This window comes from uncultured Azohydromonas sp. (genome assembly GCF_937926365.1).
GTDB lineage: Bacteria > Pseudomonadota > Gammaproteobacteria > Burkholderiales > Burkholderiaceae_C > Azohydromonas.
Genome location: NZ_CALAOH010000128.1, coordinates 12572 through 37195, shown reverse-complemented (window position 1 = coordinate 37195; position 24624 = coordinate 12572). Strand labels below are relative to the sequence as shown.

The following is a 24624-nucleotide window of genomic DNA, read 5'->3' as shown; positions in this document are numbered from 1 at the left end:
ACCCCGCTTTTGAAAAACTCACGCGCCAAGCGCCAGCCACTCCCATGTCGATGTCTCAACCCCGATCGATCCCCATGGATCGCGTGCTTTTCGGTGATAACCAGTTTTTCGGCGTGAACCACATGTCCGAGGAAAAAGCGCGGGCGCAAGCCATGCGCTTCCAGGACACCTCCGCCATCATCAAGGTGCTGGATGCCGCCTACCAGGAAGGCATCCGTACCTTCATGTGCACCACGCACGACCGCGTGGGTGAAATCTGCGATTACTTCCGCACCCACCGGGACCGGTATCCGGATTACGCCTTCTACCCCTGCATGCCTTATGCGCACAAATATGCCAATGCCGTGACCGAGTACGGCATGCTGGAAGCGCTGAAGAAATTCCTGCCCGAGGAAGGCTCGCTGGGTGCCATGCTCAAGGGCGGCATGGCACTGGCCAACAAGGACGTTGAAAAGATCCTGCAGCTGCTGGTCGATGCGGAAATGAAAATGTTCCGCGGGCTGCCGACACCCGTGATCTTTCTGCAGAACGTCATCACGGACCTGTTCCTGGGCCTGAATCTCAAGCCGGTGTTGCGCATGTTCCATGACCACGTGCGCAATGCCTACGGCGCAGAGCCCGGCTATATCACCATGAATTTGCCGCGCCTGCTCGACGTGCTGGACGAACTGGGCATCGAAAATCCCATCGTTTGCGCCAACATCAACAAGATCGGTTTTCGCATGTGCGGCGGCATTCCCGCCTACGAGCAGGCCATCGCGCAGCGCCGTTTTCGGCCGGTGGCGATGTCGGTCCTGGCCTCGGGTGCGATCGCACCTCGCGAGGCCATCGACTATGTCTGCCGCCAGCCCCGTATCGAGTCGATCGTGTTTGGTGCCTCCTCGCACGCCAATATTCGGCACACCAAGCAGCTGATCGATGAATTGAGCCTGGCGCCGCAATGAAGCTGGTCGTCGGTGCCTCGGCGGGCGGGCATGCCAACGAGTTGCAGATCCTGCTGCGCCACGCGCAGGGCCTGTGGCCCGCGCAGCCCGCGGCCTACATCACCACCATGGAGATCGCGGCCTCGGGTTTCGACACCGGCGGGCGGCCGGTGCACGTGATCGGCGAGTGCGACCGCCGCAAGCCCTTCCAGGCGGTGGCGGTCCTGGGCCGTACCCTGGGGCTGGCCTGGAAGCTGCGGCCCGATGTGGTGGTGACCACCGGCTCCATGCCGCTGGCGCTGTTCTGCATCTGGTCCAAGCTGCTGGGCGCCAAGGTGGTGTGGATCGACAGCGTGGCGCAGATCGAGGCCCTGTCCGTCAGCGGGCGCCTGATGCGCCGCGTCGCCGACCTGTGCCTGGCCCAGTGGCCGGCCGTCGCGGCGCGCTACCGGGGCGTGGAGTACGCCGGGGAGGTGCTGTGATCCTGCTGACCGTGGGCAGCATGTTCCCCTTCGACCGCCTGGTGCGGGAGATGGACGCGCTGGTGGGCGCCAAGCGCATCGGCGAGGAGGTGGTGGCGCAGATCGGCGACGGCAGCTACGAGCCGCGGCACATGCCCTTCCATCGTTTCCTGTCGCGCACGGCCTTCGACGAGTTGCTGGCGCAGTCCTCCATGCTCGTGAGCCACGCGGGGGCCGGCACCATCGCGATGGCGCTGCAGCACGACAAGCGGCTGCTGGTGGTGCCGCGGCTGGCGCGCTTCGGCGAGCACGTGAACGACCACCAGATCGCCACCGCGCGCCGCTTCGAAGAGCTGCAGCACGTGCTGGTGGCCTACGAGCTGGAGCAGCTGCCCGAGCGGCTGCAGGCGCTGCGCGGCTTCGAGCCGCGCCAGCGCCACGCATCGCCGCAGCGGCTGGCGGAACGCATCGGCCAGTTCCTGGCCACAGAGTGCGCGCCGCGCCGTGCCTGAGCGCCGGCGGCCTTCAGGCGCCGGCGTTTCTCATCAGCACTTGATGCCCACGTGCAGCGCCACCACGCCGGCGCTGAGGTTGTGCACGTCCACGTGGCCGAAGCCGGCCGTCTTCATCATCGCCTTGAGCGTGGCCTGGTCCGGGTGCATGCGGATCGACTCGGCCAGGTAGCGGTAGCTGTCGGCGTCGCCGGCCACCAGCTTGCCCAGGCGCGGCAGCACCTGGAAGGAGTACCAGTCGTAGGCCTTCTGCAGCGGCGCCGCCACCTTGGAGAACTCCAGCACCATCAGGCGGCCGCCCGGCTTGAGCACGCGCGCCATCTCGGCCAGCGCGACGTCCTTGTGCGTCATGTTACGCAGGCCGAAGGCCACGCTGACGAGATCGAAGGTGCCTTCGCGGAACGGCAGCTTCTCGGCGTCGCAGATGGTGCTGGGCAGCACCATGCCTTCGTCCAGCAGCCGGTCGCGGCCGGTGCGCAGCATGGCCTCGTTGATGTCGGTGTGCACCACCAGGCCGCTCGGCCCCACCTTGGGCGCGAAGGCGCGCGCCAGGTCACCCGTGCCGCCGGCGATGTCCAGCACACGCTGGCCCTCGCGCAGGTTCGCGACCGCCAGCGTGTACGCCTTCCACGCACGGTGCAGGCCCATGGACATCAGGTCGTTCATCACGTCGTACTTGGACGCGACGGAATCGAACACGCCGCGCACACGGCGCGCCTTTTCCTGTTCTTCGACGGTCTCGAAACCGAAATGGGTCTGGCTCATGAAGGGGGAATCGCTCAGTGGTGGTGGCCGCAGGAGGCGCCCGACTTCTCGGGCATGGGCGCGTCGCGTTCGACACCGGCTTCCTGCAGCCGTTTTTCGTAGTCCTGCCACAGCTGCTGCTGCTGCGAGCCGAGGAAGTACAGGTAGTCCCAGGTGAAGATGCCGGAGTCGTGCCCGTCGGAGAAGCTGGGCTGCACCGCGTAGTGGCCCACGGGCTCGATGCCCACGATCTCCACCTGGCGCTTGCCCGTCTGCAGCACCTCCTGGCCCGGGCCGTGGCCCTGCACCTCGGCCGAGGGCGAATACACGCGCATCAGCTCGAAGGGAATGCGGAAGGTGGCGCCATCCTCGAAGCTGATCTCCAGTTGCCTGGACTGCTGGTGCACGGTAAGGGCGGTGGGCTGGTGCTGCGGGCTGCTGCTCATGGGGACTCCGGAATCCGGTGCGCCGAGGCGCGTTCGGGCCCGATTATCCCGCTGGCTAAGATGGCCCCATTTGTCCAGCCCCTGACCATGACCAAGCTGTCCCGCCGCCGCCTCCTGCAAGCCGCCAGCGCCTCGCTGCCGGGCCTGTCCCTGTCCCTTGCCGCAGCGGCGCAGGAAGCCTGGCCGTCCAGGCCGATCCGCTGGGTGGTGGCCTACCCGGCCGGCGGCGGCTCGGACTTCCTGGCGCGGCAGCTGGCGCCGCAGATGGGCAGGCAGCTGGGCCAGACCATCTACATCGAGAACCGCCCCGGTGCCGCCGGCATCATCGGCACGGAGAACGCCGCCAAGTCCGCGCACGACGGCTACACGCTGCTCACCGGCGACAACGGCGCGATGGTGTTCCACCAGGCGATGTACAAGCGCCTGCCCTACGACCCGAAGGATTTCGCGCCGGTGGGCTTCATGGCGCGCTTCCCGCTCATCGTGGTCGTGAACCCGCAGTCGGGCTTCAACGACGCGCGGCAGTGGCTGCGGGAGCTCAAGGCCAACCCGGGGCGCTTCAGCTACGCCTCGCCCGGCGTGGGCAGCCCGCACCACTTGGCGATGGAGCTGCTCAAGGAGCGCACGGGCAGCTTCGTGGTGCACGTGCCCTACCGCGGCACGGCCTTCGCATCGCAGGACGTGATGGCCGGCCAGCTGCCGATGACGGTGCTGGACACCGCCGCCGGGCTGCCGCTGATCCGCAGCGGCAAGCTCAAGGCGCTGGCGGTGATGTCGCCCCAGCGCATCCCCGCCCTGCCCCAGGTGCCCACGCTGCAGGAAGCGGGCGTATCGGGCTTCGAGGCCACGGCCTGGCAGGCGCTGTTCGTGCCGCGCGGCACGCCGGAGCCCATCGTCCAGCGGCTGTCCGCGGAAATGCGCAAGGCCATCCTGGCGCCGGAGATCAAGCCGAAGCTGGAGGAGTTCGGCCTGGAGGTGCTGCCCGGCGATCCGGCGGCGCTCACGGCCTTCCTGCAGAAGGAAACGGCCTTCTGGCACCAGCTGATCCGCTCCCGCCGCCTCTCCGCCGAATAAGGGATGGCGCGCCGCGGCGGGCGCCTTTCTTGCCGCGCACGGCGCATGACAAGAAATGGCATCCGGCGCGAGACCGGCGTCCCCGCACGATGAGCTGGGCACAGGTGGCGCAGACGATCCGCTCGGAGTTCGCCGACCTCTCCGACGTTGAGCAGCTCACCCGCGCCTGCATGCGGCTGACGGTGGCCGTGCTGCTGGGTGCGGCTATCGGCTGGGAGCGCGAGCGGCGGCAGAGCGCGGCGGGGTTGCGCACGCACATGCTGGTGGCGCTGGGCGCGGCGCTGTTCGTGCTGGCGCCCGCGCAGGCGGGCCTGGAAGAGGACGGCATGAGCCGCGTGCTGCAAGGCGTGATCTCGGGCATCGGCTTCCTGGGCGCAGGCGCGGTACTCAAGCTCAACGCCCAAGGCGAGATCCGCGGCCTCACCACCGCGGCGAGCATCTGGGCCACCGCGGCCATCGGCATCGCCGTGGGCCAGGGCCGCGAGGCGACGGCGCTGCTGGCCACCTTCATCACGCTGGTGATCCTGGCCATCGTCTCGCGCTTCGAGGAGCACGAGCACTCGCACGACGCCACTGCCCAGACCGACGACCGGGGCTCCGGCCGCCGCGCCACCGACAAGTACGACGACGCTTAGACCAGCACGCGCTCGATGCCGCCAGCGTTGGCCTGGGCCACGTAGTCGGGCATCCAGTTCTCGCCCAGGATCTTGCGCGCCATCTCGATCACGATGTAGTCGGCCTGCAGCAGCCCGTTGTCCAGGTCCTCGCCGTAGCGGCTGAGCCCCTGCAGGCAGCTCGGGCAGGAGGTGAGGATCTTGATGTCCTCCTTGGCGCCGACCTGGCCCGAAGCGCGCAGCGCGGTCTCGGTCTTGCGCAGTTCCTCGGTCTTGCGGAAGCGCACCTGGGTAGAGATGTCGGGGCGCGTCACGCCCAGCGTGCCGCTCTCGCCGCAGCAGCGCTCGCTCTTGAGCACGTTGTCGCCCAGCAGCGCCTTGACCGTCTTCATCGGCTCCTGCTGCTTCATGGGCGTGTGGCAGGGGTCGTGGTAGAGGTACGTGCCCGCGCCGTCGAGCTTGATGCCCTTCTCCAGCAGGTACTCGTGGATGTCCACGATGCGGCAGCCGGGGAAGATCTTGTCGAACTCGTAGCCCTGGAGCTGGTCGTAGCAGGTGCCACAGCTCACCACCACGGTTTTGATGTCCAGGTAGTTGAGCGTGTTGGCCACACGGTGGAAGAGCACCCGGTTGTCGGTGATGATCTTCTCGGCCTTCTCGAACTGGCCGCTGCCGCGCTGCGGGTAGCCGCAGCACAGGTAGCCCGGCGGCAGCACCGTCTGCACGCCCGCGTGCCACAGCATGGCCTGCGTGGCCAAGCCCACCTGGCTGAACAGGCGCTCCGAGCCGCAGCCCGGGAAATAGAACACCGCCTCCGTGTCCGCCGTGGTCGCCTTGGGGTTGCGGATGATCGGGACGTAGTTCTTGTCCTCGATGTCCAGCAGCGCGCGTGCCGTCTTCTTCGGCAAGCCACCGGGCAGCTTCTTGTTGACGAAGTGGATCACCTGCTCGCGCACCGGCGCCTTCTCGTGCGTGGCCGGCGGCAGCGCGGTCTGCTTGCGCGCGGCGAGCTTCATCACGTCGTTGGCCAGGCGCTGCGCCTTGAAGCCGACGTTCACCATGGCGCCGCGCACCAGGTTGATGGTGGCCGGGTTGGTCGCGTTCAGCATGAACATCGCCGCCGCGTTGCCGGGCCTGAAGCTCTTCTGGCCCATCTTGCGCAGCAGGTTGCGCATGTTCATCGACACGTCGCCGAAGTCGATCTTCACCGGGCAGGGCGTGGCGCACTTGTGGCAGACCGTGCAGTGGTCCGACACGTCCTCGAACTCCTGCCAGTGCTTGATCGACACGCCGCGGCGCGTCTGCTCCTCGTACAGGAAGGCCTCCACCAGCAGCGAGGTGGCCAGGATCTTGTTGCGCGGGCTGTAGAGCAAGTTGGCGCGCGGCACGTGCGTGGCGCACACGGGCTTGCACTTGCCGCAGCGCAGGCAGTCCTTGATCGAATCGCTGATGGCGCCGATGTCGCTCTGCTGCATGATCAACGACTCGTGCCCCAGCAGCCCGAAGCTGGGCGTGTAGGCATGCGCGAGGTCCGCCGCGCGCACGTCCGGGCCCAGCGCCTGCGGGTTGCGCAGCAGCTTGCCCTTGTTGAAGCGCCCTTCCGGATCGACGCGCTTCTTGTAGTCCGCGAAGCCCTGCAGCTCCTCGTCGGTGAGGAACTCCAGCTTGGTGATGCCGATGCCGTGCTCCCCCGAGATCACGCCACCCAGGCTGCGCGCCAGCACCATGATGCGGCCCACCGCCTCGTGGGCGGTCTGCAGCATCTGGTAGTCGTCGGAGTTCACCGGGATGTTGGTGTGCACGTTGCCGTCGCCGGCGTGCATGTGCAGCGCCACCCACACCCGGCTGCGCAGCACCTGCTTGTGGATGCGGCGGCACTCTTCCAGGATCGGCGCGAAGGCCGCGCCGGCAAACAGGCCCTGCAGCGGCTTGAACACCTGCGTCTTCCACGACGCGCGCAGCGAGGTGTCCTGCAGCAGCTCGAAGAAGCTGCGCCCGCCGTAGTGGGCCTGCGCCGCGTCGAGCTGCTCCAGCCAGCCCTTCCACAGCGCGCGCACCTCGCGCAGCAGCTGCAGCGCCTGCTGCACCCGGTCCTCCAGCAGCTCGGCGCTGGGGATCTCGTTGGCGTCGTCGGTCTTGCCCAGAGGCAGGTTGCCGCGGCTGAAGAACGTCTCCAGGGCATCGATCAACTGCAGCTTGTTGCGCAGGGAGAGCTCGATGTTGATGCGCTCGATGCCGTTGGTGTACTCGCCCATGCGCTCCAGCGGGATCACCACGTCCTCGTTGACCTTGAAGGCGTTGGTGTGGCGCGCGATGGCCGCGGTGCGCTTGCGGTCGAGCCAGAACTTCTTGCGCGCGTCGGCGCTGACGGCGATGAAACCCTCGCCCGAGCGGCCGTTGGACAGGCGCACCACCTCGCTGGTGGCGCGGGCCACGGCCGCGTCGTCGTCGCCAACGATGTCGCCGATCAGCACCATCTTGGGCAGCGTGCCGCGCTTGCTCTTGGTGGCGTAGCCCACGGCCTTCAGGTAGCGGTCGTCCAGGTGCTCCAGGCCGGCCAGGATCGCGCCGCCGGCCTTGGCCTGGGCGAACATGAAGTCCTTGATCTCGACGATGGAGGGCACCGCTTCCTTGGCGTTGCCGAAGAACTCCAGGCACACCGTGCGCACGTGCGCGGGCATGCGGTGCACCACCCAGCGCGCGCTGGTGATCAGGCCGTCGCAGCCTTCCTTCTGGATACCGGGAATGCCGGCCAGGAATTTATCTGTGACGTCCTTGCCGAGCCCCTCCTTGCGGAAGATGCTGCCCGGCACGTCGATGATCTCGGTGCGCTCCAGCGTCTTGCCCGAAGCGTCGAAGTAACGCAGCTCGAAGCGCACCTGCGGGGCGTCGTGGATCTTGCCCAGGTTGTGCTCCAGGCGCACCACCTCCAGCCACTTGGCTTCCGGCGTGACCATGCGCCAGGAGGCCAGGTTGTCCAGCGCCGTGCCCCACAGCACCGCCTTCTTGCCGCCGGCGTTCATGGCGATGTTGCCGCCCACGCAGCTGGCCTCGGCCGAGGTCGGATCGACCGCGAAGACGTAGCCCGCGCGCTCGGCGGCATCGGCCACGCGCTGCGTCACCACACCGGCGCCGGTCCAGATCGTTGCCACCTTGTGCGGCACGCCGGGCAGATCGACCAGCTCGACCTCCGTCATCTGCTCCAGCTTCTCGGTGTTGATGACGGCGCTCTTCCAGGTCAGCGGCACTGCACCGCCCGTGTAGCCCGTGCCGCCCCCGCGCGGGATGATGGTCAGGCCCAGCTCCACGCAGCCGGCCACCAACGCGGCCATCTCGGCCTCGGTATCGGGCGTGAGCACCACGAAGGGATATTCGACGCGCCAGTCAGTGGCATCCGTCACGTGCGCCACGCGCGAGAGGCCGTCGAACTTGATGTTGTCCTTGGCCGTGTGGCGGCCCAGCACGCGCCGCGCGCGGCGGCGCAGCTCGTCGATCTGGGTGAAGGCGGCGCCGAAGTCCGCCACCGCCTGCTGCGCCAGGCCCAGCAGCTCGCCCACCAGCGCGTCGCGCTGCGCGTCGTCTTCCGGATGGCGGCGCTTGCCAACCTCGCCCAGGCGGTGGTGCAGCGCCTGGATCAGCGCCTCGCGGCGCTTGGGGTTGTCCAGCAGGTCGTCCTGCAGGTACGGGTTGCGCTGAACCACCCAGATGTCGCCCAGCACCTCGTAGAGCATGCGCGCCGAGCGGCCGGTCTGGCGCTGCTCGCGCAGCTGCAGCAGCAGATCCCAAGCCCGCTCGCCCAGCAGCCGCGACACGATTTCGCGGTCGGAGAAGGAGGTGTAGTTGTAGGGGATCTCGCGCAGGCGCGGCGTGTCTTCGATGGCGGCCGCCACGGCGGCGCCGGCCAGGGTATTGACGGGAATGGGTGCGTTCATGGGGAGCTGGCGCGCGATTCGCACCCGGATGAGCGCGAAAAAAAGGAATGTACCCCGCACAGGGTTTCCCCCGGGAATGAGGGGAACAGGCGGGGCGCGTCGGCGCGTAGGAGTCGGCGCCGGGCGACTGCTGTGCGGCGGCCCGGCAAGGCGGGCGCCGCGGGCTCGCGTCAGGAGCGGTAGTCGGCGTTGATGCTGACGTAGTCGTGCGAGAGGTCGCAAGTCCAGACAGTGGCGCTCGCCGGGCCACGGCGCAGGTCCACGCGCACGGTGATCTCGGCCTGCTTCATCACGCGCTGGCCATCAGCCTCCTGGTAGTCCGGATGCCGGCCGCCCTGCACCACCACGTGCACGTCGTCCAGGAACAGGTCGATCAGGCCCTGGTCCAGGTCGCTGATGCCGGCATAGCCCACCGCAGCCAGGATGCGGCCCAGGTTCGGGTCGCTGGCGAAGAAGGCGGTCTTGACCAGCGGCGAGTGCGCGATGGCGTAGGCCGCCTGGCGACACTCATCTTCGTTGCGGCCACCGTCGATGCGCACGGTGATGAACTTGGTGGCGCCCTCGCCGTCGCGCACGATGGCCTGTGCCAGCTGCTGCGACACGGCAATCACCGCCTCTCGTAGCGCCTGGCCCTCGGCCGAGTCCAGCGAAGTGATCTCGGCGTGGCCCGCCTGGCGGGTGGCGATCAGCACGAACGAGTCGTTGGTGGAGGTGTCGCCATCGATGGTGATGCGGTTGAAGCTGGCGTCGGCCGCTTCCTTGACCAACGGCTGCAGCAGCGCCGGGGCGACCACGGCGTCGGTGGCGACGAAGCCCAGCATCGTGGCCATGTTGGGGCGGATCATCCCGGCGCCCTTGCTGATGCCGGTGACGGTGACGGTGCGGCCACCGATCTGCACTTGGCGCGAGGCGGCCTTGGGCAGCGTGTCGGTGGTCATGATGGCCTCGGCCGCCAGTGCCCAGTTGTCTTCCTTGAGGTCCGCCAGCGCCGCCGGCAGCCCGGCCTCGATGCGCTCCACCGGCAGCGTTTCCATGATCACGCCGGTGGAGAACGGCAGCACCTGCTCGGGAGACAGGCTCAGCCGCTTCGCCAGCGCGATGCAGGTGCGGCGTGCGCGCACCAGGCCGTCCTCGCCGGTGCCGGCGTTGGCGTTGCCGGTGTTGATGACCAGCGCACGCACGGCGCTGCCCGCGGCCAGATATTCGCGGCACAGCTGCACCGGAGCGGCGCAGAAGCGGTTGAGCGTGAACACGCCGGCCACGGCCGAACCCTCGACCAGGGTCATGACGGTCAGATCGCGGCGGTTGGCCTTGCGCACGCCGGCCATGGCGGTACCGATGCGCACGCCGGGCACGGGCGCGAGCGTGGCGGGATCGGGCGCGGACAGGTTCACGGGCATCGAATCAACTCCTTGCAGTAGGGCTCCAGGCGCTCGGCCTGGCTCAGCTGAGCTTGCCGTGGCACTGCTTGTATTTCTTGCCGCTGCCGCAGGGGCAGGGATCGTTGCGTCCGACCTTGGGCACCTCGGCGGACGGGTCGCGGTCCTGCGACACCGAGCCGTCATCGTTGGGGTGCGTGTAGGTCACGTTGCTGACGGCACCGGCACGCTCTTCCAACGCCTCGGCGGCCTGCGCCACCTGCTCCTGTGTCTGGATGCGCACCGTCATCAGCACGCGCGTGACCTCGGTCTTGACCACGTCCAGCAGCTGTGCGAAGAGCTCGAAGGCCTCGCGCTTGTATTCCTGCTTGGGGTTCTTCTGCGCGTAGCCGCGCAGGTGGATGCCCTGGCGCAGGTAGTCCAGCGCGGCGAGGTGCTCGCGCCAGTGCGTGTCGATGGACTGCAGCAGCACCATGCGCATGAAGGGCGTGAACTGCTCGGCACCCACCTGCGCCACCTTGGCGGCGAAAACCTCGTCGGCGGCCTTCACCACGGCTTCGACGATGTCCTCGTCGGTGACGGACTGGCTGCCCTCGACGATGGACTTCAGCGGCAGCTCGATCTGCCACTCCTCGCGCAGCTGGCGCTCCAGGCTGGCGAGGTCCCACTGCTCTTCCAGGCTCTCCGGCGGCACGTACTCGCGCACCAGCGCCGTCATGGTGCTGCGGCGCAGGTTGGAGATCTGATCATCGAGGCTCTGCGCCTCCAGGATCTCGTTGCGCTGCTGGTAGATGACCTTGCGCTGGTCGTTGGCGACGTCGTCGTACTCCAGCAGCTGCTTGCGGATGTCGAAGTTGCGGGCCTCGACCTTGCGCTGCGCGCTTTCAATGGAGCGCGTGACGATGCCGGCCTCGATCGCCTCGCCCTCCGGCATCTTGAGCCGGTCCATGATGGCGCGCACGCGGTCGCCCGCAAAGATGCGCATCAGCGAGTCGTCCAGGCTCAGGTAGAAGCGCGAGCTGCCCGGATCGCCCTGGCGGCCGGAGCGGCCCCGCAACTGGTTGTCGATGCGACGGCTTTCGTGGCGCTCGGTGGCGATGATGCGCAGGCCGCCCGCGGCCTTCACCTGTGCGTTCAGGCCCGCCCACTCGTCGCGCAGCTGCTGGATGCGGCGCGCCTTGTCTTCGGCTGGGATGCTCTCGTCAGCTTCGAGGAACTGGATCTGCTTCTCGACGTTGCCGCCGAGCACGATGTCCGTGCCGCGGCCGGCCATGTTGGTGGCGATGGTGATGACGCCGGGCCGGCCGGCCTGCGCCACGATCTCCGCTTCCTTGGCGTGCTGCTTGGCGTTGAGCACCTGGTGCGGCAGCCCGATCTTGGTCAATAGGTTCGAGACGATCTCGGAGTTCTCGATCGAGGTCGTACCCACCAGCACCGGCTGGCCGCGCTGGACGCAGTCCTGGATGTCCTTGACGACCGCGTCGTACTTTTCCTTGGTCGTCTTGTAGACCAGGTCCAGTTCGTCCTTGCGGATGGTGGGCTTGTTCGGCGGGATCACCACCGTCTCCAGCCCATAGATCTCCTGGAACTCGTACGCCTCGGTGTCGGCCGTGCCGGTCATGCCGCCGAGCTTGCCGTACAGGCGGAAGTAGTTCTGGAAGGTGACGGAGGCGAGCGTCTGGTTCTCGCTCTGGATCTGCACGCCTTCCTTGGCCTCCACCGCCTGGTGCAGGCCGTCGCTCCAGCGCCGGCCGGTCATGAGGCGGCCGGTGAACTCGTCAACGATCACCACTTCGCCGTTTTGCACCACGTAGTGCTGGTCGCGGTTGTAGAGGTGGTGGGCACGCAGCGCCGCGTAGACGTGGTGCATCAGCGTGATGTTGGCCGGGTCGTAGAGGCTGGCGCCCTCGGCCAGCAGCCCGGCCTCGGTGAGAATCTCCTCGGCGTGCTCGTGGCCGGCCTCGGTGAGGTAGACCTGATGCGTCTTCTCGTCCACCGTGAAGTCGCCCGGCTCGATCACGCCTTCGCCGGTGCGCGGATCGGCCTCGCCGATCTGCTTCTTGAGCTTTGGCACCACGGCGTTGATGCGCACGTAGAGCTCGGTGTGGTCCTCAGCCTGGCCGCTGATGATCAGCGGCGTGCGCGCCTCGTCGATGAGAATGGAGTCCACCTCGTCAACGATGGCGTAGTTGAGTCCGCGCTGGCTGCGATCCGCGACCTCGTAGACCATGTTGTCGCGCAGCAGGTCGAAGCCGAACTCGTTGTTCGTGCCGTAGGTGACATCGGCGTTGTAGGCGGCCTGCTTCTGCTCGCGGCTCAGGCCCGGCACGTTCACGCCGACGGACAGCCCAAGGAAGTTGTAGAGCCGGCCCATCCACTCCGCGTCGCGGCGCGCGAGGTAGTCGTTGACCGTGACCACGTGCACGCCCTTGCCGGGCAGCGCATTGAGGTACACCGGCAGCGTGGCCATGAGGGTCTTGCCCTCGCCGGTGCGCATCTCGGCAATCTTGCCCTGGTGCAGCGTCATGCCGCCGATGAGCTGCACGTCGAAGTGGCGCATCTTGAGCACGCGCTTGCCGGCTTCACGCACGGTGGCAAAGGCCTCGGGCAGCAGCGCGTCCAGGGTCTCGCCCTTGGCCAGGCGCTCGCGGAACTCGCCCGTCTTGGCCTGCAGCCCCGCGTCGTCGAGCTTTTCGAACTGGGGCTCCAGGGCGTTGATCTGCTCCACCACGCGCCGGTACTGCTTCAGGAGGCGGTCGTTGCGACTGCCGAAAATCTGGGTCAGGAGCTTGGGCAACATGCAGTGATAAAGAGGGAGCAAAGCCGCGAAGCGCCGCGGCGGGCAAGCCGGGCAGTTTAACACCCGGGTCTTCACCGACTCTTGACGCCCGGCCACCTGCCCCGACTGGCGTCAAGGCCGCGCCCACGGGGCAGCCTCGCAGGCGCTGGCTACACTTTGGCGATGGCCACCACGCTGCCTCCCGCCCTGCCCCTGTCGCAGGTGCTGAATGAAAACGCCGCGCTGCAGCGCCTGTCGCAGCGACTGCGCGAGTCGAACCGGCGCTTCGAGGTCGCCACGCGCGCGCTGCCGCTGGCACTGCGCCAGCAATTGCGCGCCGGCCCGGTGGACGAGGACGGCTGGACACTGCTCGCCCCCAACGCCGCCGTCGCCGCCAAGCTGCGCCAGCTGCTGCCGCGCATCGAGCAGCAGTTGCGCGACGAGGGCTTTGGCGACAAGCGCATCCGCATACACCTGCGGCCGTGATGGGATGAAGGCGTGAAGACGCGCCATGCGCCCTGAAATGGAAAACGGCGCGTACCGGGAGGTACGCGCCGTTGTCATCTTGAGGTGGTGCCGGCTACCCGAATCGAACGGGTGACCTGCTGTTTACAAGGCAGCTGCTCTACCAACTGAGCTAAGCCGGCACGGCATCGGCGGATTTTAGCCGCCGATGGCTGCCTTTTTACTTGATGCGCTTGAGCGACGGGCGCCCGGGCGCGGGCGGTTCCGGCGGCGGCTCGGGCGGCGTGACGCCCTCCGAGCTCTCACCCTCGGGCTGCGCGGCTTCAGGCTCGGCCGTGGCCAGGCGCAGCCCCTGCGGCGCCGAGGCCGCCGACGCGGGCACCGGCGCCTGGGCTTCCGCCGGCTCGGTGGCGACGGGCGCGGGGAAGGCCATGCCCTGCCCGTTCTCGCGGGCGTAGATGGCCACCACATGGTCCACCGGCACCACGATCTCGCGCGCGCGGCCGCCGAAGCGGGCCTTGAACTCGATGAACTCGTTGCCCAGCTTCAGCCCCGAGGTGGCCTCGAAACCGATGTTGAGCACGATCTCGTTGTTCTTCACGTACTCCAGCGGCACCTGCACGCTGCGGTCCACGAAGACCGCCAGGTAGGGCGTGAAGCCGTTGTCGGTGCACCAGTCGTGCAGCGCCCGGATCAAGTACGGGCGCGTGCTGGAGCCTTGGTCAGTGGCAGCCTCGTTCATGGCTTACTTGCGCATCACCTTCTCGGAGGGCGTCAGTGCCTCGATGTAGGCCGGGCGCGAGAAGATGCGCTCGGCATACTTCAGCAGCGGCGCTGCATTCTTGGACATGTCGATCCCGTAGTAGTCCAGGCGCCACAGCAGCGGGGCGATGGCCACATCCAGCATCGAGAAGTCGTCGCCGAGCATGTACTTGTTCTTGACGAAGATCGGGGCGAGCTGCGTCAGGCGGTCCTTGATCTGCGCGCGCGCCTTCTCCAACTGCTTGTCGGTGGGCTTGACGGCCTGGCCGCGGCCCTCCAGCACGTTGACGTGCAGGAACAACTCCTTCTCGAAGTTGAGCAGGAACAGCCGCACGCGCGCACGCGCCACCGGATCGCCGGGCATGAGCTGCGGGTGCGGGAAACGCTCGTCGATGTACTCGTTGATGATGTGCGACTCGTACAGGATGAGGTCGCGCTCAACCAGGATTGGCACCTCGTTGTACGGATTCATCAGCGCGATGTCTTCGGGCTTGGCGAAGAGGTCCACATCGCGAATCTCGAAGTCCATGCCCTTCTCGAACAGGACGAAGCGGCATCGGTGCGAGTAGGGGCAGGTGGTTCCGGAGTAGAGCACCATCATGGCAACGGCTCCTTTGTTGTCGCTCTGAAAATGATGAAGCGCAGTGGGCGGCAACGCCTCCCACTGCGCGGGTCTGGCCGGCCCTTCAGGGCCGGTTCAGCAGGGTTCGCTTACTTGATGTCCTTCCAGTAGGCGGCGTTCAGACGCCAGGCGATGAAGGTGAACAGACCCAGGAAGATCAGCACCGCCACACCCAGGCGCACGCGCTGCTTCTGCACCGGCTCGCCCATCCACTGCAGGTAGGCCACCAAGTCGCCCATGGCGCTGTCGAACTGGGCAGCATCCATCTTGCCCGGCGTGACCTGCTCGAAGCCCTTGAAGACGTGCACCGTCTTGCTGGCATCGTGCGGATCCTTCTCCTCGGCGAATTTGGCCACGCGCTGGCCCTGCAGTTCCCACAGCACGTGCGGCATGCCGACGCTGGGGAAAGCCAGGTTGTTCCAGCCGGTCGCCTTGGTGTCGTCGCGGTAGAAGGTGCGCAGGTAAGTGTAGAGGTAGTCCGCGCCGCTGCCCTTGGCACCGTCGGCGCGCGAGCGCGCGATGACGGTCAGGTCGGGCGGCGTGGCGCCGAACCACTCTTTGGCTTCGCGCGCATCCAGCGACACCTTCATCAGATCACCCACCTTGTCGGTGGCGAACATCAGGTTGTCCTTGATCTGCTGTTCGGTCAGCCCGATGTCGCGCATGCGGTTGTAGCGCATGAACGCCGCCGAGTGACAGTTGAGGCAGTAGTTCACGAACAGCTTGGCGCCGTTCTGCAGCGCAGCGACGTCATTGAGCTTGTCCGCCGGGAACTTGTCCCAGGCGATGCCGCCACCAGCAGCGAAGGCGGACGTGGCCATGGCCAGCGAGGCCAGGAGCGAGAGGATGAACTTTTTCATTCGAGCTTCTCCGGCTGTCGCCTCAATGCGCCTTGAACACGACGCGCTCGGGCACCGGCTTGAAATCGCCCAGGCGGCTCCACCACGGCATCAGCAGGAAGAAGCCGAAGTAGAAGAGCGTACCGACCTGCGCCACGAGGGTGCCCACTTCGGACGGCGGCTGGATGCCCAGATAGGCCAGCACGACGAAGAAGACCACGAACACGGCGTACAGGTACTTGTGCCAGTTCGGACGGTAGCGGATCGACTTGGCCGGGGCATGGTCCAGCCAGGGCAGGAAGAACAGGATGATCACGGCGCCGCCCATCACCACCACGCCCCAGAACTTGGCGTCGAAGACCTTGAGCAGGCCCACAGCCACCACGGCACCCACCAACACGCCTACCTTGGCCTTGCCCGGCAGACGCCCCTTGAGCACGGCCAGCACGGCGGCCAGCGCGATGATGACGGCCAGCACGTTGACCATCACGTCGGTCGTGGCGCGCAGCATTGAGTAGAACGGCGTGAAGTACCACACCGGCGCGATGTGCGGCGGCGTCTTCAGCGGGTCGGCCGGGATGAAGTTGTTGTACTCCAGGAAATAGCCGCCGAACTCGGGCGCGAAAAACACCACCGCGCTGAAGGCGACGAGGAACACGCTCACGCCGAAGATGTCATGCACCGTGTAGTACGGGTGGAAGGGGATGCCGTCGAGCGGACGGCCCAGGGCGTCCTTCTTGGCCTTGATCTCCACGCCGTCGGGGTTGTTGGAACCCACTTCGTGCAGCGCGATGATGTGGGCCACCACCAGGCCCAGCAGCACCAGCGGCACGGCGATGACGTGGAAGCTGAAGAAGCGGTTGAGCGTGGCATCCGACACGACGTAGTCGCCGCGAATCAGCAGCGCCAGGTCCGGACCGACGAACGGCACGGCGGCGAACAGGTTCACGATCACCTGCGCGCCCCAGTACGACATCTGGCCCCAGGGCAGCAGGTAGCCCATGAAGGCCTCGGCCATCAGCGCCAGGAAGATCGCGCAGCCGAAGATCCATACCAACTCGCGCGGCTTGCGGTACGAGCCGTACATCAGCCCGCGGAACATGTGCAGGTACACCACGACAAAGAAGGCCGAGGCGCCGGTGGAGTGCATGTAGCGCACCAGCCAGCCCCAGGGCACGTCGCGCATGATGTACTCGACCGATGCGAAGGCAACGTTCGCGTCGGGCTTGTAGTGCATCACCAGGAAGATGCCGGTGACGATCTGGATCACCAGCACCAGCAGCGCCAGCGAGCCGAAGATGTACCAGAAGTTGAAGTTCTTCGGAGCGTAGTACTCCGACATGTGCTCTTTGTAGAGCTTGGAAGCCGGAAAGCGGTTATCGACCCAGTTCAGCAGCTTCTGGGCGACCGGCGCATCGGCGGGTACGGTCTTGAATTCAGCCATGAGGTGTTCTCCGGGAGCCTGGGATCAGGCCTTCTTGTCCTCGCCGATCAACAGCTTGGTGTCCGACAGGTACATGTGCGGCGGCACCTCGAGGTTGTCGGGTGCGGGCTTGTTCTTGAACACGCGTCCGGCCATGTCGAAGGTCGAGCCGTGGCAGGGGCACAGGAAGCCGCCCTGCCAGTCATCCGGCAGCGACGGCTGCGCGCCGGCCTGGAACTTGTCGCTGGGAGAGCAGCCCAGGTGCGAGCAGATGCCCACCACCACCAAGATGTCTTCCTTGATCGAGCGGTGCTCGTTGCGCGCGTACTCGGGCGTGAGCTCCGCGGGCTTGCGCTCGGAATTCGGGTCCGCCACCTGCGCGTCGACCTTCTTCAGGCCCGCGAGTTGCTCCGGAGTGCGCTTGACGATCCACACCGGCTTGCCGCGCCATTCCACGGTCATCTTTTCACCGGGCTTGAGCGCGCTGATGTCCGCCTCGACGGCGGCACCGGCGGCCTTGGCGCGCTCGGACGGCGTGAAAGTGCTCACAAACGGTACGGCTGCGGCCACACCGCCGACGGCACCCGCGCCACAGGCAATCGCCACCCAGGTGCGGCGGCCTTGGTCGACTTCAGGCTTTGACATAGCTTCCTCAGGAACTGTTCCGGATTCAGGGGCAACCCTAGATTCTAGCGGACAAGGATTGACACAAAGCCTTTCGAGTGGCTGACGCTCCCATGCATCCGTCACAGCGGTATTCGCAGCTTTGATTCAAATCAAAAGCCGGAAATACTCAGCGCTGCCGTGTGTGTGCTTAGCGCTACAACGGCGCTCAGAAAAACTGTCAAAAGGACCCGCTGATGAGTTTCATGTCCGAATTCAAGGCCTTCGCGATGAAGGGCAACGTGGTCGACCTGGCGGTCGGCGTGATCATCGGCGCGGCGTTCCAGCGCATCGTCGATTCGATAGTCAAGGACCTGATCATGCCGCTGGTGGGCCGCATCGTCGGCGGGCTGGACTTCTCCAACTACTTCATCCGCCTGGCCGATCCACCGCCCAACTACACCGGCCCCATGACCTACGACGCGCTGACGAAGGCGGGCGTGCCGCTGTTCGCCTACGGCAGCTTCATCACGGTGGCGCTGAACTTCCTGATTCTGGCCTTCGTGATCTTCCTGATGGTCAAGCAAATCAACCGGCTGCGCCGCGAGGAGCCCAAGCCGCCGCCGGCGGAAGTGCCTGACGCGGCACCGGAAGACATCGTGTTGCTGCGCGAGATCCGCGACGCGCTGCAACAAAAGCCCCAGCAGCCCTAAACCGCCACCGCGCCGGCGCCGCTGAGCGCCAGCGCCATGCGCAGCGCCGCGCGCAGGCTCGCGTCGTCGGCCACCCCGCGGCCGGCGATGTCGAAGGCGGTGCCGTGGTCGGGGCTGGTGCGCACGAAGGGCAGCCCCAGCGTGACGTTGACGCCCTCCTCCACACCCAGGTACTTCACCGGGATCAAGCCGTGGTCGTGCGTCATGGCCACCACCAGGTCGAACTCACCCGGATGCCTGGGCAGCGCATGGCGCGCGCGCATGAACACCGTGTCCGGCGCGAAGGGGCCGCGGGCATCGATACCTTCCGCGCGCGCCACCTGCACCGCCGGCGCGATGTAGCGCAATTCCTCGTCGCCAAACAGCCCGCCCTCGCCCGCGTGCGGATTGAGCCCCGCCACGGCAATGCGCGGTGCCGCCTGGCCCCAAGCCGCGGCGGCGCGGTGCGCAATGCGGATCGTGGAGAGCACGCCCTCGAAATCCAGCACCTCCAGCGCCCGGCGCAGCGCCATGTGGATGGTGACCAGCACCACCTTCAGTTCCTCGTTGGCCAGCATCATGCGCACCGGCGGCAGCTCGCCGCCTTCCGGCGCCGCCAGCGCCTGCAGCATCTCGGTGTGGCCCGGATAGGGCACGCCCGCCGCCGAGAGCGCTTCCTTGTGGATGGGCGCGGTGACGATGGCTCGCCCGACACCCTCCTGCAGCAGCCGCACCGCGGCCTCGATGCACACCGCCGCCGCCCGCCCGGCGCGTGCGTCCACCTGGCCCCAGGGCAGCGTCTCCAGCCCCTCGGGCAACCCCGGCGGTGCCCATACGGGAACGCAGCGTGGCGGGCACTGCGCCAGGTCGCCGGGCGCGTCCAGCACCGCCATCGGCCAGGCAGCTCCGCCCAGCAGCGCCGCCGCGCGGCGCAGCACCCGCGGGCAGCCCAGCACCAGCGCCGCCGGCGCGTCCTCGCGCATGAGCGCGCGCAGCACGATCTCGGGGCCAATGCCCGCGGCATCGCCCATGGTCACCAGCAGCGGCTGCCGCATTGCTTCGTCGTTCGTGGAAGTCATGCCGGGTTCTCGATGTCGATGAAGCGGTGCTCCAGGCCGAAATGCTCGGCCACGTGCGCCGCCAGCGCGGGCGCCCCATAGCGCTCGGTGGCGTGGTGGCCACAGGCCAGGAAAGCCACGCCGGTCTCGCGCGCCAGATGCGCCTGCGGCTCGGAAACCTCGCCCGTGATGTAGGCATCGGCGCCGGCGGCAACGGCCGCCTCGAACCAGCCCTGCGCCCCGCCCGTGCACCAGGCGATGCGGCGCAGGGGCCGGCCATCACCCGGCAGCACCAGCGGTGCGCGGCCCAGCGAACGCTCCACGCGATCGGCCAGCGCCTCCAGCACCACACCACCACCCTCGCCAATGAAACCCAGGTCCTGCTCGCCGAAGCGGGCGTCGGCCGCCAGGCCTAGCTGCAGGCCGAGCTGCGCGTTGTTGCCCCACTCGGCATGCGCGTCCAGCGGCAGGTGGTAGGCCAGAAGGCTGATGTCATGCCGCATCAGCAACCTCACGCGCTCGGCCAGCCAGCCGGTCAGGCGCCCGTCCTGGCCGCGCCAGAACAGGCCGTGGTGCACCAGGATCGCATCGGCCCCGTCGGCGATGGCCGCCTCGATCAACGCGCGGCTGGCGGTCACGCCGGACACCAGCCGCCGCACTTCCGGCTTGCCCTGGACCTGCAGGCCGTTCGGCCCATAATCCTTGAAGCGGTCCGCCGCCAGCGCCTGGTTCAGGTATTGCTCTATCTCGGCACGCGTCACGCTGCCCATCGCCCGCTTCCTTTCATGCGCAGAACCTGGCTGATTTTCTCGCAGGCCGTCACGGTGGCCGTTGCCCTGCTGTTCGTCGTGACGACACTCAAGCCCGAGTGGCTGCGCAACACGCCAGGGCCGGTGATCCCCGAGGTGGTCGCCATCTCCAGCGCCACGCCGCCGGCGCCGGGCTCCTCGGCGCCCGCGGGCGGCGGTTACGCCGCCGCGGCGCGGGTGGCCGCGCCCACCGTGGTCAGCGTGGTGGCACGCAAGGGTAGCGGCGGCCGCGCGCGGCCCAATCCGCATGGCGAGGATCCCTGGTTCCGCTTCTTCTTCCGCGACGGCCCAGGCTCACAGCAGCCGCAAAAAGGGCTGGGCTCGGCGGTGATCGTCTCCAGCACCGGCTACCTGCTCACCAACAACCACGTCATCGAGGACGCCGACGACATCGAGGTGCAGCTCTCCGACGGCCGCCAGGCGCAGGCGCGGCTGGTGGGCAGCGACCCCGAAACCGACGTCGCCGTGCTCAAGATCGACCTGCCCAACCTGCCCGCCATCACCTTCGGCGTGGCCGAGGCGCTGCAGGTGGGCGACATCGTGCTGGCCATCGGCAACCCCTTCGGCGTGGGCCAGACCGTCACCTCCGGCATCGTCAGCGCGCTGGGACGCAACCAGCTCGGCATCAACACCTTCGAGAACTTCATCCAGACCGACGCCCCCATCAACCCCGGCAACTCCGGCGGCGCGCTGGTGGACACGCGCGGCCAGCTCGTGGGCATCAACACCGCGATCTTTTCCCGCAGCGGCGGCAGCCTGGGCATCGGCTTCGCCATCCCCTCCGACACCGCGCGCCAAGTGATGGAAAGCCTCATCCGCGAGGGCCAGGTCACGCGCGGATGGATCGGCGTGGAGCCTCAGAACCTCACGCCCGAGTTCGTCCAGAGCTTCAATCTGCCCGTACGCGAGGGCGTGCTGATCTCGGGCGTGTTGCAGAACGGGCCGGCCGGCAAAGCCGGCATGAAGCCCGGCGACGTGGTCACGAAGGTGGGCGAGCGCCCCGTGGCCAACACCGCGCAGCTGCTGGGCGCAGTGGCCGCACTCAGGCCGCGCAGTGATACCGTCATCGGCGTGCAGCGCGGCAACCAGTCGCTGGAGCTGAAGCTCACCGTGGGCCAGCGGCCCAAGCCGGGGCAGCGCGTGCAATGAAAACGGCGGCCATTGGGCCGCCGTTTGCTTTCAGGCCAGGGAAAAGATCGCTCAGGCGGCCTTGTCGCTGCTGCCCGCCTCTTCCTCGTCCGGCGCCTTGGTGGTGCGGATGAAGAGCTTGGCAGCCCACAGCCCCAGCTCGTACAGCAGGCACATCGGGATCGCCAGCGAGAGCTGCGACACCACGTCCGGCGGTGTGATCACCGCGGCGATGATGAAGGCCACCACGATGAAGTAGCCACGCCAGGCCTTGAGCTGTTCGATGCTCACCACGCCCATGCGTGCCAGCAGCACCACCGCCACCGGCACCTCGAAGGCGGCGCCGAAGGCGATGAACATGGTCAGCACGAAGCTGAGGTAGGCCTCGATGTCCGGCGCCGCCGTGATGCTCTTGGGCGCGAAGCCCTGGATGAACTTGAAGACCTGCCCGAACACGAAGAAGTAGCAGAACGCCACCCCCAGCGCAAACAACAGCGTGCTGGCCACCACCAGCGGCAGCACCAGGCGCTTCTCGTGCGAATACAGGCCCGGCGCCACGAAGGCCCAGACCTGGTAGAGCACCACCGGCAGCGCAATCAGGAACGCCGCCATCAGCGTGATCTTCAGCGGCACCAGGAACGGCGAGATGACGCTGGTGGCGATCAGCGTCGCGCCTTCCGGCAGATTGGCCACCAACGGCGCGGCCAGCAGGTCGTAGAGCGCGCCAGGGCCGGGATAGAAGGCCAGGACGCCAAAGACGACGCCCACGGCCAGCAGGGCCTTGATCAGGCGGTCGCGCAGCTCGACCAGGTGTTCGACGAACGGCTGCTCGGTGCCCTCGAGTTCGTCCTTGGGAGGCTGGCCGCTCATGAGGAAGCGCGCGGCGGCCTGAAGCGTGCCACCCGTGCCGCGCCCGACTGGGCGCGCGTGCGCACGCCGTTGCGCTGCTTGTACCAGAGCGGCGTCGCGCCCCGCTTGAGCCGCCAGTTCTTGCGCGGGTGCTGGTATTGCGGCGGCGGAGACTCCAGCGTGGTGCCGCTGCCGTCCGTGCCGCTGCCGTCGAAACCCGTAGCCTGGTTCCAGCTCTGTTCCAGGTCGCGCGTGGTGTCGTGCAACTCCTGGTTCACGCTCTGTTCGACGTTGCGTGCCGCATCCTCGAACTGCGTTTTCATCTTCTTGAGTTCATCGAGCTCGATGGAGCGGTTGACCTCGGCCTTGACGTCGGCCACGTAGCGCTGCGCCTTGCCCACGAGGTGACCCACCGTGCGCGCCACGCGCGGCAGCTTCTCGGGGCCAATGACGATCAGCGCCACCGCGCCAATGAGCGCCAGCTTGTCGAAACCGAAATCGATCATCCGGAGACAGGTTGCGCGGCGCCGCGGCGCCGCAAGTGAACTGCGATGTGGCCCGGGGCGTCATGCCGACGCGGCGGGCCTCACCGCCTGCGGTTCAGGCTCAGGACTTGGTCCGGGCCTCCACATCCACCGTGTTGGGATCGGTGGCCTTGTGCGTCGTGCTCACCTGCTGCGGCGGCACGGTGGTCGTCGTGGTGGGCGAGCCGCTGTCTTCCGCCGCCCCCTTCATGCCGTCCTTGAAACCCTTGACCGCGCCTCCGAGGTCCGAGCCCAAATTCTTGAGCTTCTTGGTGCCAAAGATCAGCACCACCACCAGCAGCACGATCAGCCAATGCCAGATGCTGAAAGAACCCATGTCCGGAACTCCTTGTTCAATCCCGGGATTCTAGGGGGTGGCCGTATGACAGCTTTCCCCGTCCGGGCTTGGTTTGTCTGTCTCGTGGAATAAGCTGAAGTTCAGCCCTTTTTCCACGGCCGCGGACCCCCGATGAAATGGATGTGCAGGTGCCCCACCTCCTGCCCGCCGTCGGCGCCGGTGTTGACGATGGTGCGGAAGCCGTTGGTCACACCCAGCTCGCGCATGAGCCTGGGTCCCAGCGCCATCATCTTGCCCAGCAGCGGTGCGTGCTCCGGCCCGACCTCGACCATGGAAGGAATGTGCAGCTTGGGGATCAGCAGCACGTGCACCGGCGCCCAGGGGGCGATGTCGTGGAAGGCCAGGATCTCCTCGTCCTCGTACGCCTTGCGCGACGGGATCTGGCCAGCGGCGATCTTGCAGAAGATGCAGTTCGGGTCGGTGCTCATGGTGATGGGCAGAGGGTGTTCGTTATTCGGGCATGGGCCGGCGCTCGTTGAGGGCGAGCCAGCCGCGCACCACGCGATAGATGAACCAGATGGAAATCACGCCCCAGGCAATCCACCCGGGAATGAAGAACAGCAGCCACAGCGGCGCCGTCACCAGGTACAGCCCGGCGGCCCACAGCACGCTGCGGATGCGCCAGGAGAAGTGCGACTGCTGCCAGCTGCCCTGCGCGTCGTCCTTCTTCACCAGGTCCAGGATGAAGGCCGCCACCAGCAGCAGCACGCTGGGCTGGAAGGCCGGCAGCACCGCGCCCACGGCCACGATGGCGTGCAGCGCGTAGCTGATGTGGCCGATGGTGCGCAGATGCTGGTCGCGCTCCCAGTCGGGCACGTTGTCGGGCGGCAGCACCGGTGGCAGGGCCATGGCGGATCCTCTCGGGGGTTGCGGGCCTCAGCCCTTGCGCTGGGCAAACTCCTCCAGCCCCGACAGCCCCTCGCGCCGCGCCAGCTCGGCCAGCACGTCGGACGGGCGCAGGCCGAACTGCGCCAGCGCCACCAGGCTGTGGAACCACAGGTCCGCCACCTCGTAGACGACCTTGTCGCGGGCGCCGTCCTTGGCCGCCATCACGACCTCGACCGCCTCCTCGCCCACCTTCTTCAGCACCGCGTCCAGGCCCTTGGCCGAGAGCTTGGCGACGTAGCTCTTGGCCGGGTCGCCGCCGTTGGCCGGCAGCCGCGACTCGATCACCTCGGCCAGCCGCGCCAGCACCGCGTCGCCCAGTTGCACTCGTTCTTCGCTCATTTGTAGATGCTCTCCGGATCCTTGAGCACCGGGTCCACGGCGCTCCAGGCGCCGCTGTCCCGGTCCAGCCGGCGGTAGAAGCAGGAATGGCGCCCGGTGTGGCACGCGATGCCGGGCTCGTGCCCGCGCTGCGTCACCTTCAGCAGTACCACGTCGGCGTCGCAGTCGAGCCGGATCTCGTGCACCTGCTGCACGTGGCCCGATTCTTCGCCCTTGTGCCACAGCCGCTGGCGCGAGCGGCTCCAGTACACCGCCTCGCCGCGCTGCAGCGTCAGCGCCAGCGACTCGCGGTTCATCCACGCGAACATCAGCACGTCGCCGCTGGACGCTTCCTGCGCGATCGCGGGCACGAGACCGTCGCGGTCCCACTTCACTTCATCCAGCCAATCCATCGTTTCAGT

Annotated in this window: 27 protein-coding genes and 1 tRNA gene; 8 read left to right on the top strand and 20 right to left on the bottom strand. The window is 67.4% G+C overall.

Annotated elements, in window-relative coordinates:
* The first annotated feature begins 74 nt into the window (after window positions 1–74).
* The 3 genes from Q0741_RS13655 to pssE are packed head-to-tail and all read left to right on the top strand — an operon-like array spanning window position 75 to window position 1896.
* Window positions 75–944, top strand: a complete 870-nt coding sequence (locus Q0741_RS13655; RefSeq protein ID WP_298233754.1) for a hypothetical protein — start codon at window positions 75–77, stop codon at window positions 942–944.
* On the top strand, window positions 941–1405 hold the full coding sequence (locus Q0741_RS13650; RefSeq protein WP_298233753.1) for a hypothetical protein: 465 nt from the start codon (window positions 941–943) through the stop codon (window positions 1403–1405). The genes Q0741_RS13655 and Q0741_RS13650 overlap by 4 nt, the downstream gene beginning before the upstream one ends.
* Window positions 1402–1896, top strand: a complete 495-nt coding sequence (gene pssE, locus Q0741_RS13645; RefSeq protein ID WP_298233752.1) for a PssE/Cps14G family polysaccharide biosynthesis glycosyltransferase — start codon at window positions 1402–1404, stop codon at window positions 1894–1896. Before Q0741_RS13650 ends, pssE begins: the two co-directional genes overlap by 4 nt.
* Window positions 1897–1929: 33 nt before the next feature.
* On the opposite strand, the gene ubiE is transcribed toward pssE, so the two are convergent.
* Window positions 1930–2661: a bifunctional demethylmenaquinone methyltransferase/2-methoxy-6-polyprenyl-1,4-benzoquinol methylase UbiE gene (ubiE, locus tag Q0741_RS13640; RefSeq protein ID WP_298233751.1), complete on the bottom strand. Its 732-nt coding sequence runs from the start codon at window positions 2659–2661 to the stop codon at window positions 1930–1932.
* Between the two features lie 14 nt (window positions 2662–2675).
* Window positions 2676–3086, bottom strand: coding sequence for a DUF971 domain-containing protein (locus Q0741_RS13635; RefSeq protein ID WP_298233750.1), 411 nt, complete (start codon window positions 3084–3086; stop codon window positions 2676–2678).
* 87 nt (window positions 3087–3173) lie between these two features.
* Between Q0741_RS13635 and Q0741_RS13630 the strand changes: the two genes are divergently transcribed.
* Both Q0741_RS13630 and Q0741_RS13625 read left to right on the top strand, forming a co-directional pair.
* Window positions 3174–4160: a tripartite tricarboxylate transporter substrate binding protein gene (locus Q0741_RS13630; protein ID WP_298233749.1), complete on the top strand. Its 987-nt coding sequence runs from the start codon at window positions 3174–3176 to the stop codon at window positions 4158–4160.
* Between the two features lie 89 nt (window positions 4161–4249).
* On the top strand, window positions 4250–4795 hold the full coding sequence (locus tag Q0741_RS13625; RefSeq protein ID WP_298233748.1) for an MgtC/SapB family protein: 546 nt from the start codon (window positions 4250–4252) through the stop codon (window positions 4793–4795).
* Here Q0741_RS13625 and Q0741_RS13620 read toward each other — a convergent pair.
* From Q0741_RS13620 to secA, 3 genes are all read right to left on the bottom strand, one after another.
* Complete coding sequence (locus Q0741_RS13620) at window positions 4792–8706, bottom strand: FAD/FMN-binding oxidoreductase (protein ID WP_298233747.1); 3915 nt, start codon at window positions 8704–8706, stop codon at window positions 4792–4794. The genes Q0741_RS13625 and Q0741_RS13620 overlap by 4 nt on opposite strands.
* Before the next feature lie 170 nt (window positions 8707–8876).
* Window positions 8877–10106, bottom strand: coding sequence for a bifunctional glutamate N-acetyltransferase/amino-acid acetyltransferase ArgJ (gene argJ, locus Q0741_RS13615; RefSeq protein ID WP_298233746.1), 1230 nt, complete (start codon window positions 10104–10106; stop codon window positions 8877–8879).
* Window positions 10107–10149: 43 nt separating this feature from the next.
* Entirely contained in the window at window positions 10150–12885 is a 2736-nt protein-coding gene (secA, locus tag Q0741_RS13610) for a preprotein translocase subunit SecA (RefSeq protein WP_298233745.1), read from the bottom strand.
* Between the two features lie 162 nt (window positions 12886–13047).
* On the opposite strand from secA, the gene Q0741_RS13605 reads away from it, so the two are divergent.
* Entirely contained in the window at window positions 13048–13350 is a 303-nt protein-coding gene (locus Q0741_RS13605; RefSeq protein ID WP_043458475.1) for a hypothetical protein, read from the top strand.
* 85 nt (window positions 13351–13435) lie between these two features.
* On the opposite strand, the gene Q0741_RS13600 is transcribed toward Q0741_RS13605, so the two are convergent.
* From Q0741_RS13600 to petA, 6 genes are all read right to left on the bottom strand, one after another.
* Window positions 13436–13511, bottom strand: a tRNA-Thr gene (locus Q0741_RS13600).
* A gap of 38 nt (window positions 13512–13549) precedes the next feature.
* Complete coding sequence (locus Q0741_RS13595) at window positions 13550–14071, bottom strand: ClpXP protease specificity-enhancing factor (protein WP_298233744.1); 522 nt, start codon at window positions 14069–14071, stop codon at window positions 13550–13552.
* Between the two features lie 3 nt (window positions 14072–14074).
* Window positions 14075–14692 carry a glutathione S-transferase N-terminal domain-containing protein gene (locus tag Q0741_RS13590; protein WP_298233743.1) on the bottom strand — a complete coding sequence of 206 codons (618 nt, stop codon included), beginning with the start codon at window positions 14690–14692 and terminating at the stop codon, window positions 14075–14077.
* A 110-nt stretch (window positions 14693–14802) separates the two neighbouring features.
* Complete coding sequence (locus Q0741_RS13585) at window positions 14803–15573, bottom strand: cytochrome c1 (RefSeq protein WP_298233742.1); 771 nt, start codon at window positions 15571–15573, stop codon at window positions 14803–14805.
* A gap of 22 nt (window positions 15574–15595) precedes the next feature.
* Window positions 15596–16996 carry a cytochrome bc complex cytochrome b subunit gene (locus Q0741_RS13580; RefSeq protein WP_298233741.1) on the bottom strand — a complete coding sequence of 467 codons (1401 nt, stop codon included), beginning with the start codon at window positions 16994–16996 and terminating at the stop codon, window positions 15596–15598.
* A gap of 24 nt (window positions 16997–17020) precedes the next feature.
* Window positions 17021–17620, bottom strand: a complete 600-nt coding sequence (gene petA, locus Q0741_RS13575; RefSeq protein ID WP_298233740.1) for a ubiquinol-cytochrome c reductase iron-sulfur subunit — start codon at window positions 17618–17620, stop codon at window positions 17021–17023.
* Between the two features lie 215 nt (window positions 17621–17835).
* Between petA and mscL the strand changes: the two genes are divergently transcribed.
* Window positions 17836–18291, top strand: a complete 456-nt coding sequence (gene mscL, locus Q0741_RS13570; RefSeq protein WP_298233739.1) for a large conductance mechanosensitive channel protein MscL — start codon at window positions 17836–17838, stop codon at window positions 18289–18291.
* On the opposite strand, the gene pdxA is transcribed toward mscL, so the two are convergent.
* Window positions 18288–19349 (bottom strand): 4-hydroxythreonine-4-phosphate dehydrogenase PdxA, encoded by a 1062-nt coding sequence (gene pdxA, locus Q0741_RS13565; protein WP_298233738.1) that lies wholly within the window; start codon window positions 19347–19349, stop codon window positions 18288–18290. The genes mscL and pdxA overlap by 4 nt on opposite strands.
* Entirely contained in the window at window positions 19346–20098 is a 753-nt protein-coding gene (locus Q0741_RS13560) for a Nif3-like dinuclear metal center hexameric protein (protein ID WP_298233737.1), read from the bottom strand. Before Q0741_RS13560 ends, pdxA begins: the two co-directional genes overlap by 4 nt.
* 15 nt (window positions 20099–20113) lie before the next feature.
* On the opposite strand from Q0741_RS13560, the gene Q0741_RS13555 reads away from it, so the two are divergent.
* Window positions 20114–21286: a trypsin-like peptidase domain-containing protein gene (locus tag Q0741_RS13555; protein ID WP_298233736.1), complete on the top strand. Its 1173-nt coding sequence runs from the start codon at window positions 20114–20116 to the stop codon at window positions 21284–21286.
* Window positions 21287–21337: 51 nt separating this feature from the next.
* On the opposite strand, the gene tatC is transcribed toward Q0741_RS13555, so the two are convergent.
* From tatC to hisI, 7 genes are all read right to left on the bottom strand, one after another.
* A complete protein-coding gene (gene tatC, locus Q0741_RS13550; protein ID WP_298233735.1) occupies window positions 21338–22135 on the bottom strand; it encodes a twin-arginine translocase subunit TatC in 798 nt (265 codons plus the stop codon).
* Window positions 22132–22620, bottom strand: a complete 489-nt coding sequence (tatB, locus tag Q0741_RS13545; protein ID WP_298233734.1) for a Sec-independent protein translocase protein TatB — start codon at window positions 22618–22620, stop codon at window positions 22132–22134. Before tatB ends, tatC begins: the two co-directional genes overlap by 4 nt.
* Before the next feature lie 100 nt (window positions 22621–22720).
* Window positions 22721–22975 (bottom strand): Sec-independent protein translocase subunit TatA, encoded by a 255-nt coding sequence (gene tatA, locus Q0741_RS13540; protein ID WP_298233733.1) that lies wholly within the window; start codon window positions 22973–22975, stop codon window positions 22721–22723.
* Window positions 22976–23076: 101 nt separating this feature from the next.
* A complete protein-coding gene (locus Q0741_RS13535; protein WP_298233732.1) occupies window positions 23077–23424 on the bottom strand; it encodes a histidine triad nucleotide-binding protein in 348 nt (115 codons plus the stop codon).
* Between the two features lie 22 nt (window positions 23425–23446).
* A complete protein-coding gene (locus tag Q0741_RS13530; RefSeq protein ID WP_298233731.1) occupies window positions 23447–23845 on the bottom strand; it encodes a hypothetical protein in 399 nt (132 codons plus the stop codon).
* A 27-nt stretch (window positions 23846–23872) separates the two neighbouring features.
* The gene (locus tag Q0741_RS13525) at window positions 23873–24223 is read right to left on the bottom strand and encodes a phosphoribosyl-ATP diphosphatase (protein WP_298233730.1); all 351 of its coding nucleotides are present in this window, start codon (window positions 24221–24223) and stop codon (window positions 23873–23875) included.
* A complete protein-coding gene (gene hisI / locus Q0741_RS13520) occupies window positions 24220–24615 on the bottom strand; it encodes a phosphoribosyl-AMP cyclohydrolase (protein WP_298233729.1) in 396 nt (131 codons plus the stop codon). Before hisI ends, Q0741_RS13525 begins: the two co-directional genes overlap by 4 nt.
* Window positions 24616–24624: the final 9 nt, after the last annotated feature.

Bases quoted from the DNA above. Each gene is read 5' to 3' on its own strand.
- Q0741_RS13605 (WP_043458475.1), top strand. From the start codon at position 13,048: ATGGCCACCACGCTGCCTCCCGCCCTGCCCCTGTCGCAGGTGCTGAAT.
- Q0741_RS13535 (WP_298233732.1), bottom strand. From the start codon at position 23,424: ATGAGCACCGACCCGAACTGCATCTTCTGCAAGATCGCCGCTGGCCAG.
- Q0741_RS13525 (WP_298233730.1), bottom strand. From the start codon at position 24,223: ATGAGCGAAGAACGAGTGCAACTGGGCGACGCGGTGCTGGCGCGGCTG.
- tatB (WP_298233734.1), bottom strand. From the start codon at position 22,620: ATGATCGATTTCGGTTTCGACAAGCTGGCGCTCATTGGCGCGGTGGCG.
- Q0741_RS13560 (WP_298233737.1), bottom strand. From the start codon at position 20,098: ATGGGCAGCGTGACGCGTGCCGAGATAGAGCAATACCTGAACCAGGCG.
- argJ (WP_298233746.1), bottom strand. From the start codon at position 10,106: ATGCCCGTGAACCTGTCCGCGCCCGATCCCGCCACGCTCGCGCCCGTG.
- Q0741_RS13530 (WP_298233731.1), bottom strand. From the start codon at position 23,845: ATGGCCCTGCCACCGGTGCTGCCGCCCGACAACGTGCCCGACTGGGAG.
- Q0741_RS13635 (WP_298233750.1), bottom strand. From the start codon at position 3,086: ATGAGCAGCAGCCCGCAGCACCAGCCCACCGCCCTTACCGTGCACCAG.
- mscL (WP_298233739.1), top strand. From the start codon at position 17,836: ATGAGTTTCATGTCCGAATTCAAGGCCTTCGCGATGAAGGGCAACGTG.
- pdxA (WP_298233738.1), bottom strand. From the start codon at position 19,349: ATGACTTCCACGAACGACGAAGCAATGCGGCAGCCGCTGCTGGTGACC.
- Q0741_RS13590 (WP_298233743.1), bottom strand. From the start codon at position 14,692: ATGATGGTGCTCTACTCCGGAACCACCTGCCCCTACTCGCACCGATGC.
- secA (WP_298233745.1), bottom strand. From the start codon at position 12,885: ATGTTGCCCAAGCTCCTGACCCAGATTTTCGGCAGTCGCAACGACCGC.
- Q0741_RS13630 (WP_298233749.1), top strand. From the start codon at position 3,174: ATGACCAAGCTGTCCCGCCGCCGCCTCCTGCAAGCCGCCAGCGCCTCG.
- Q0741_RS13555 (WP_298233736.1), top strand. From the start codon at position 20,114: ATGCGCAGAACCTGGCTGATTTTCTCGCAGGCCGTCACGGTGGCCGTT.
- Q0741_RS13595 (WP_298233744.1), bottom strand. From the start codon at position 14,071: ATGAACGAGGCTGCCACTGACCAAGGCTCCAGCACGCGCCCGTACTTG.
- Q0741_RS13625 (WP_298233748.1), top strand. From the start codon at position 4,250: ATGAGCTGGGCACAGGTGGCGCAGACGATCCGCTCGGAGTTCGCCGAC.
- Q0741_RS13620 (WP_298233747.1), bottom strand. From the start codon at position 8,706: ATGAACGCACCCATTCCCGTCAATACCCTGGCCGGCGCCGCCGTGGCG.
- Q0741_RS13655 (WP_298233754.1), top strand. From the start codon at position 75: ATGGATCGCGTGCTTTTCGGTGATAACCAGTTTTTCGGCGTGAACCAC.
- tatC (WP_298233735.1), bottom strand. From the start codon at position 22,135: ATGAGCGGCCAGCCTCCCAAGGACGAACTCGAGGGCACCGAGCAGCCG.
- ubiE (WP_298233751.1), bottom strand. From the start codon at position 2,661: ATGAGCCAGACCCATTTCGGTTTCGAGACCGTCGAAGAACAGGAAAAG.
- hisI (WP_298233729.1), bottom strand. From the start codon at position 24,615: ATGGATTGGCTGGATGAAGTGAAGTGGGACCGCGACGGTCTCGTGCCC.
- Q0741_RS13585 (WP_298233742.1), bottom strand. From the start codon at position 15,573: ATGAAAAAGTTCATCCTCTCGCTCCTGGCCTCGCTGGCCATGGCCACG.
- Q0741_RS13650 (WP_298233753.1), top strand. From the start codon at position 941: ATGAAGCTGGTCGTCGGTGCCTCGGCGGGCGGGCATGCCAACGAGTTG.
- petA (WP_298233740.1), bottom strand. From the start codon at position 17,620: ATGTCAAAGCCTGAAGTCGACCAAGGCCGCCGCACCTGGGTGGCGATT.
- Q0741_RS13580 (WP_298233741.1), bottom strand. From the start codon at position 16,996: ATGGCTGAATTCAAGACCGTACCCGCCGATGCGCCGGTCGCCCAGAAG.
- tatA (WP_298233733.1), bottom strand. From the start codon at position 22,975: ATGGGTTCTTTCAGCATCTGGCATTGGCTGATCGTGCTGCTGGTGGTG.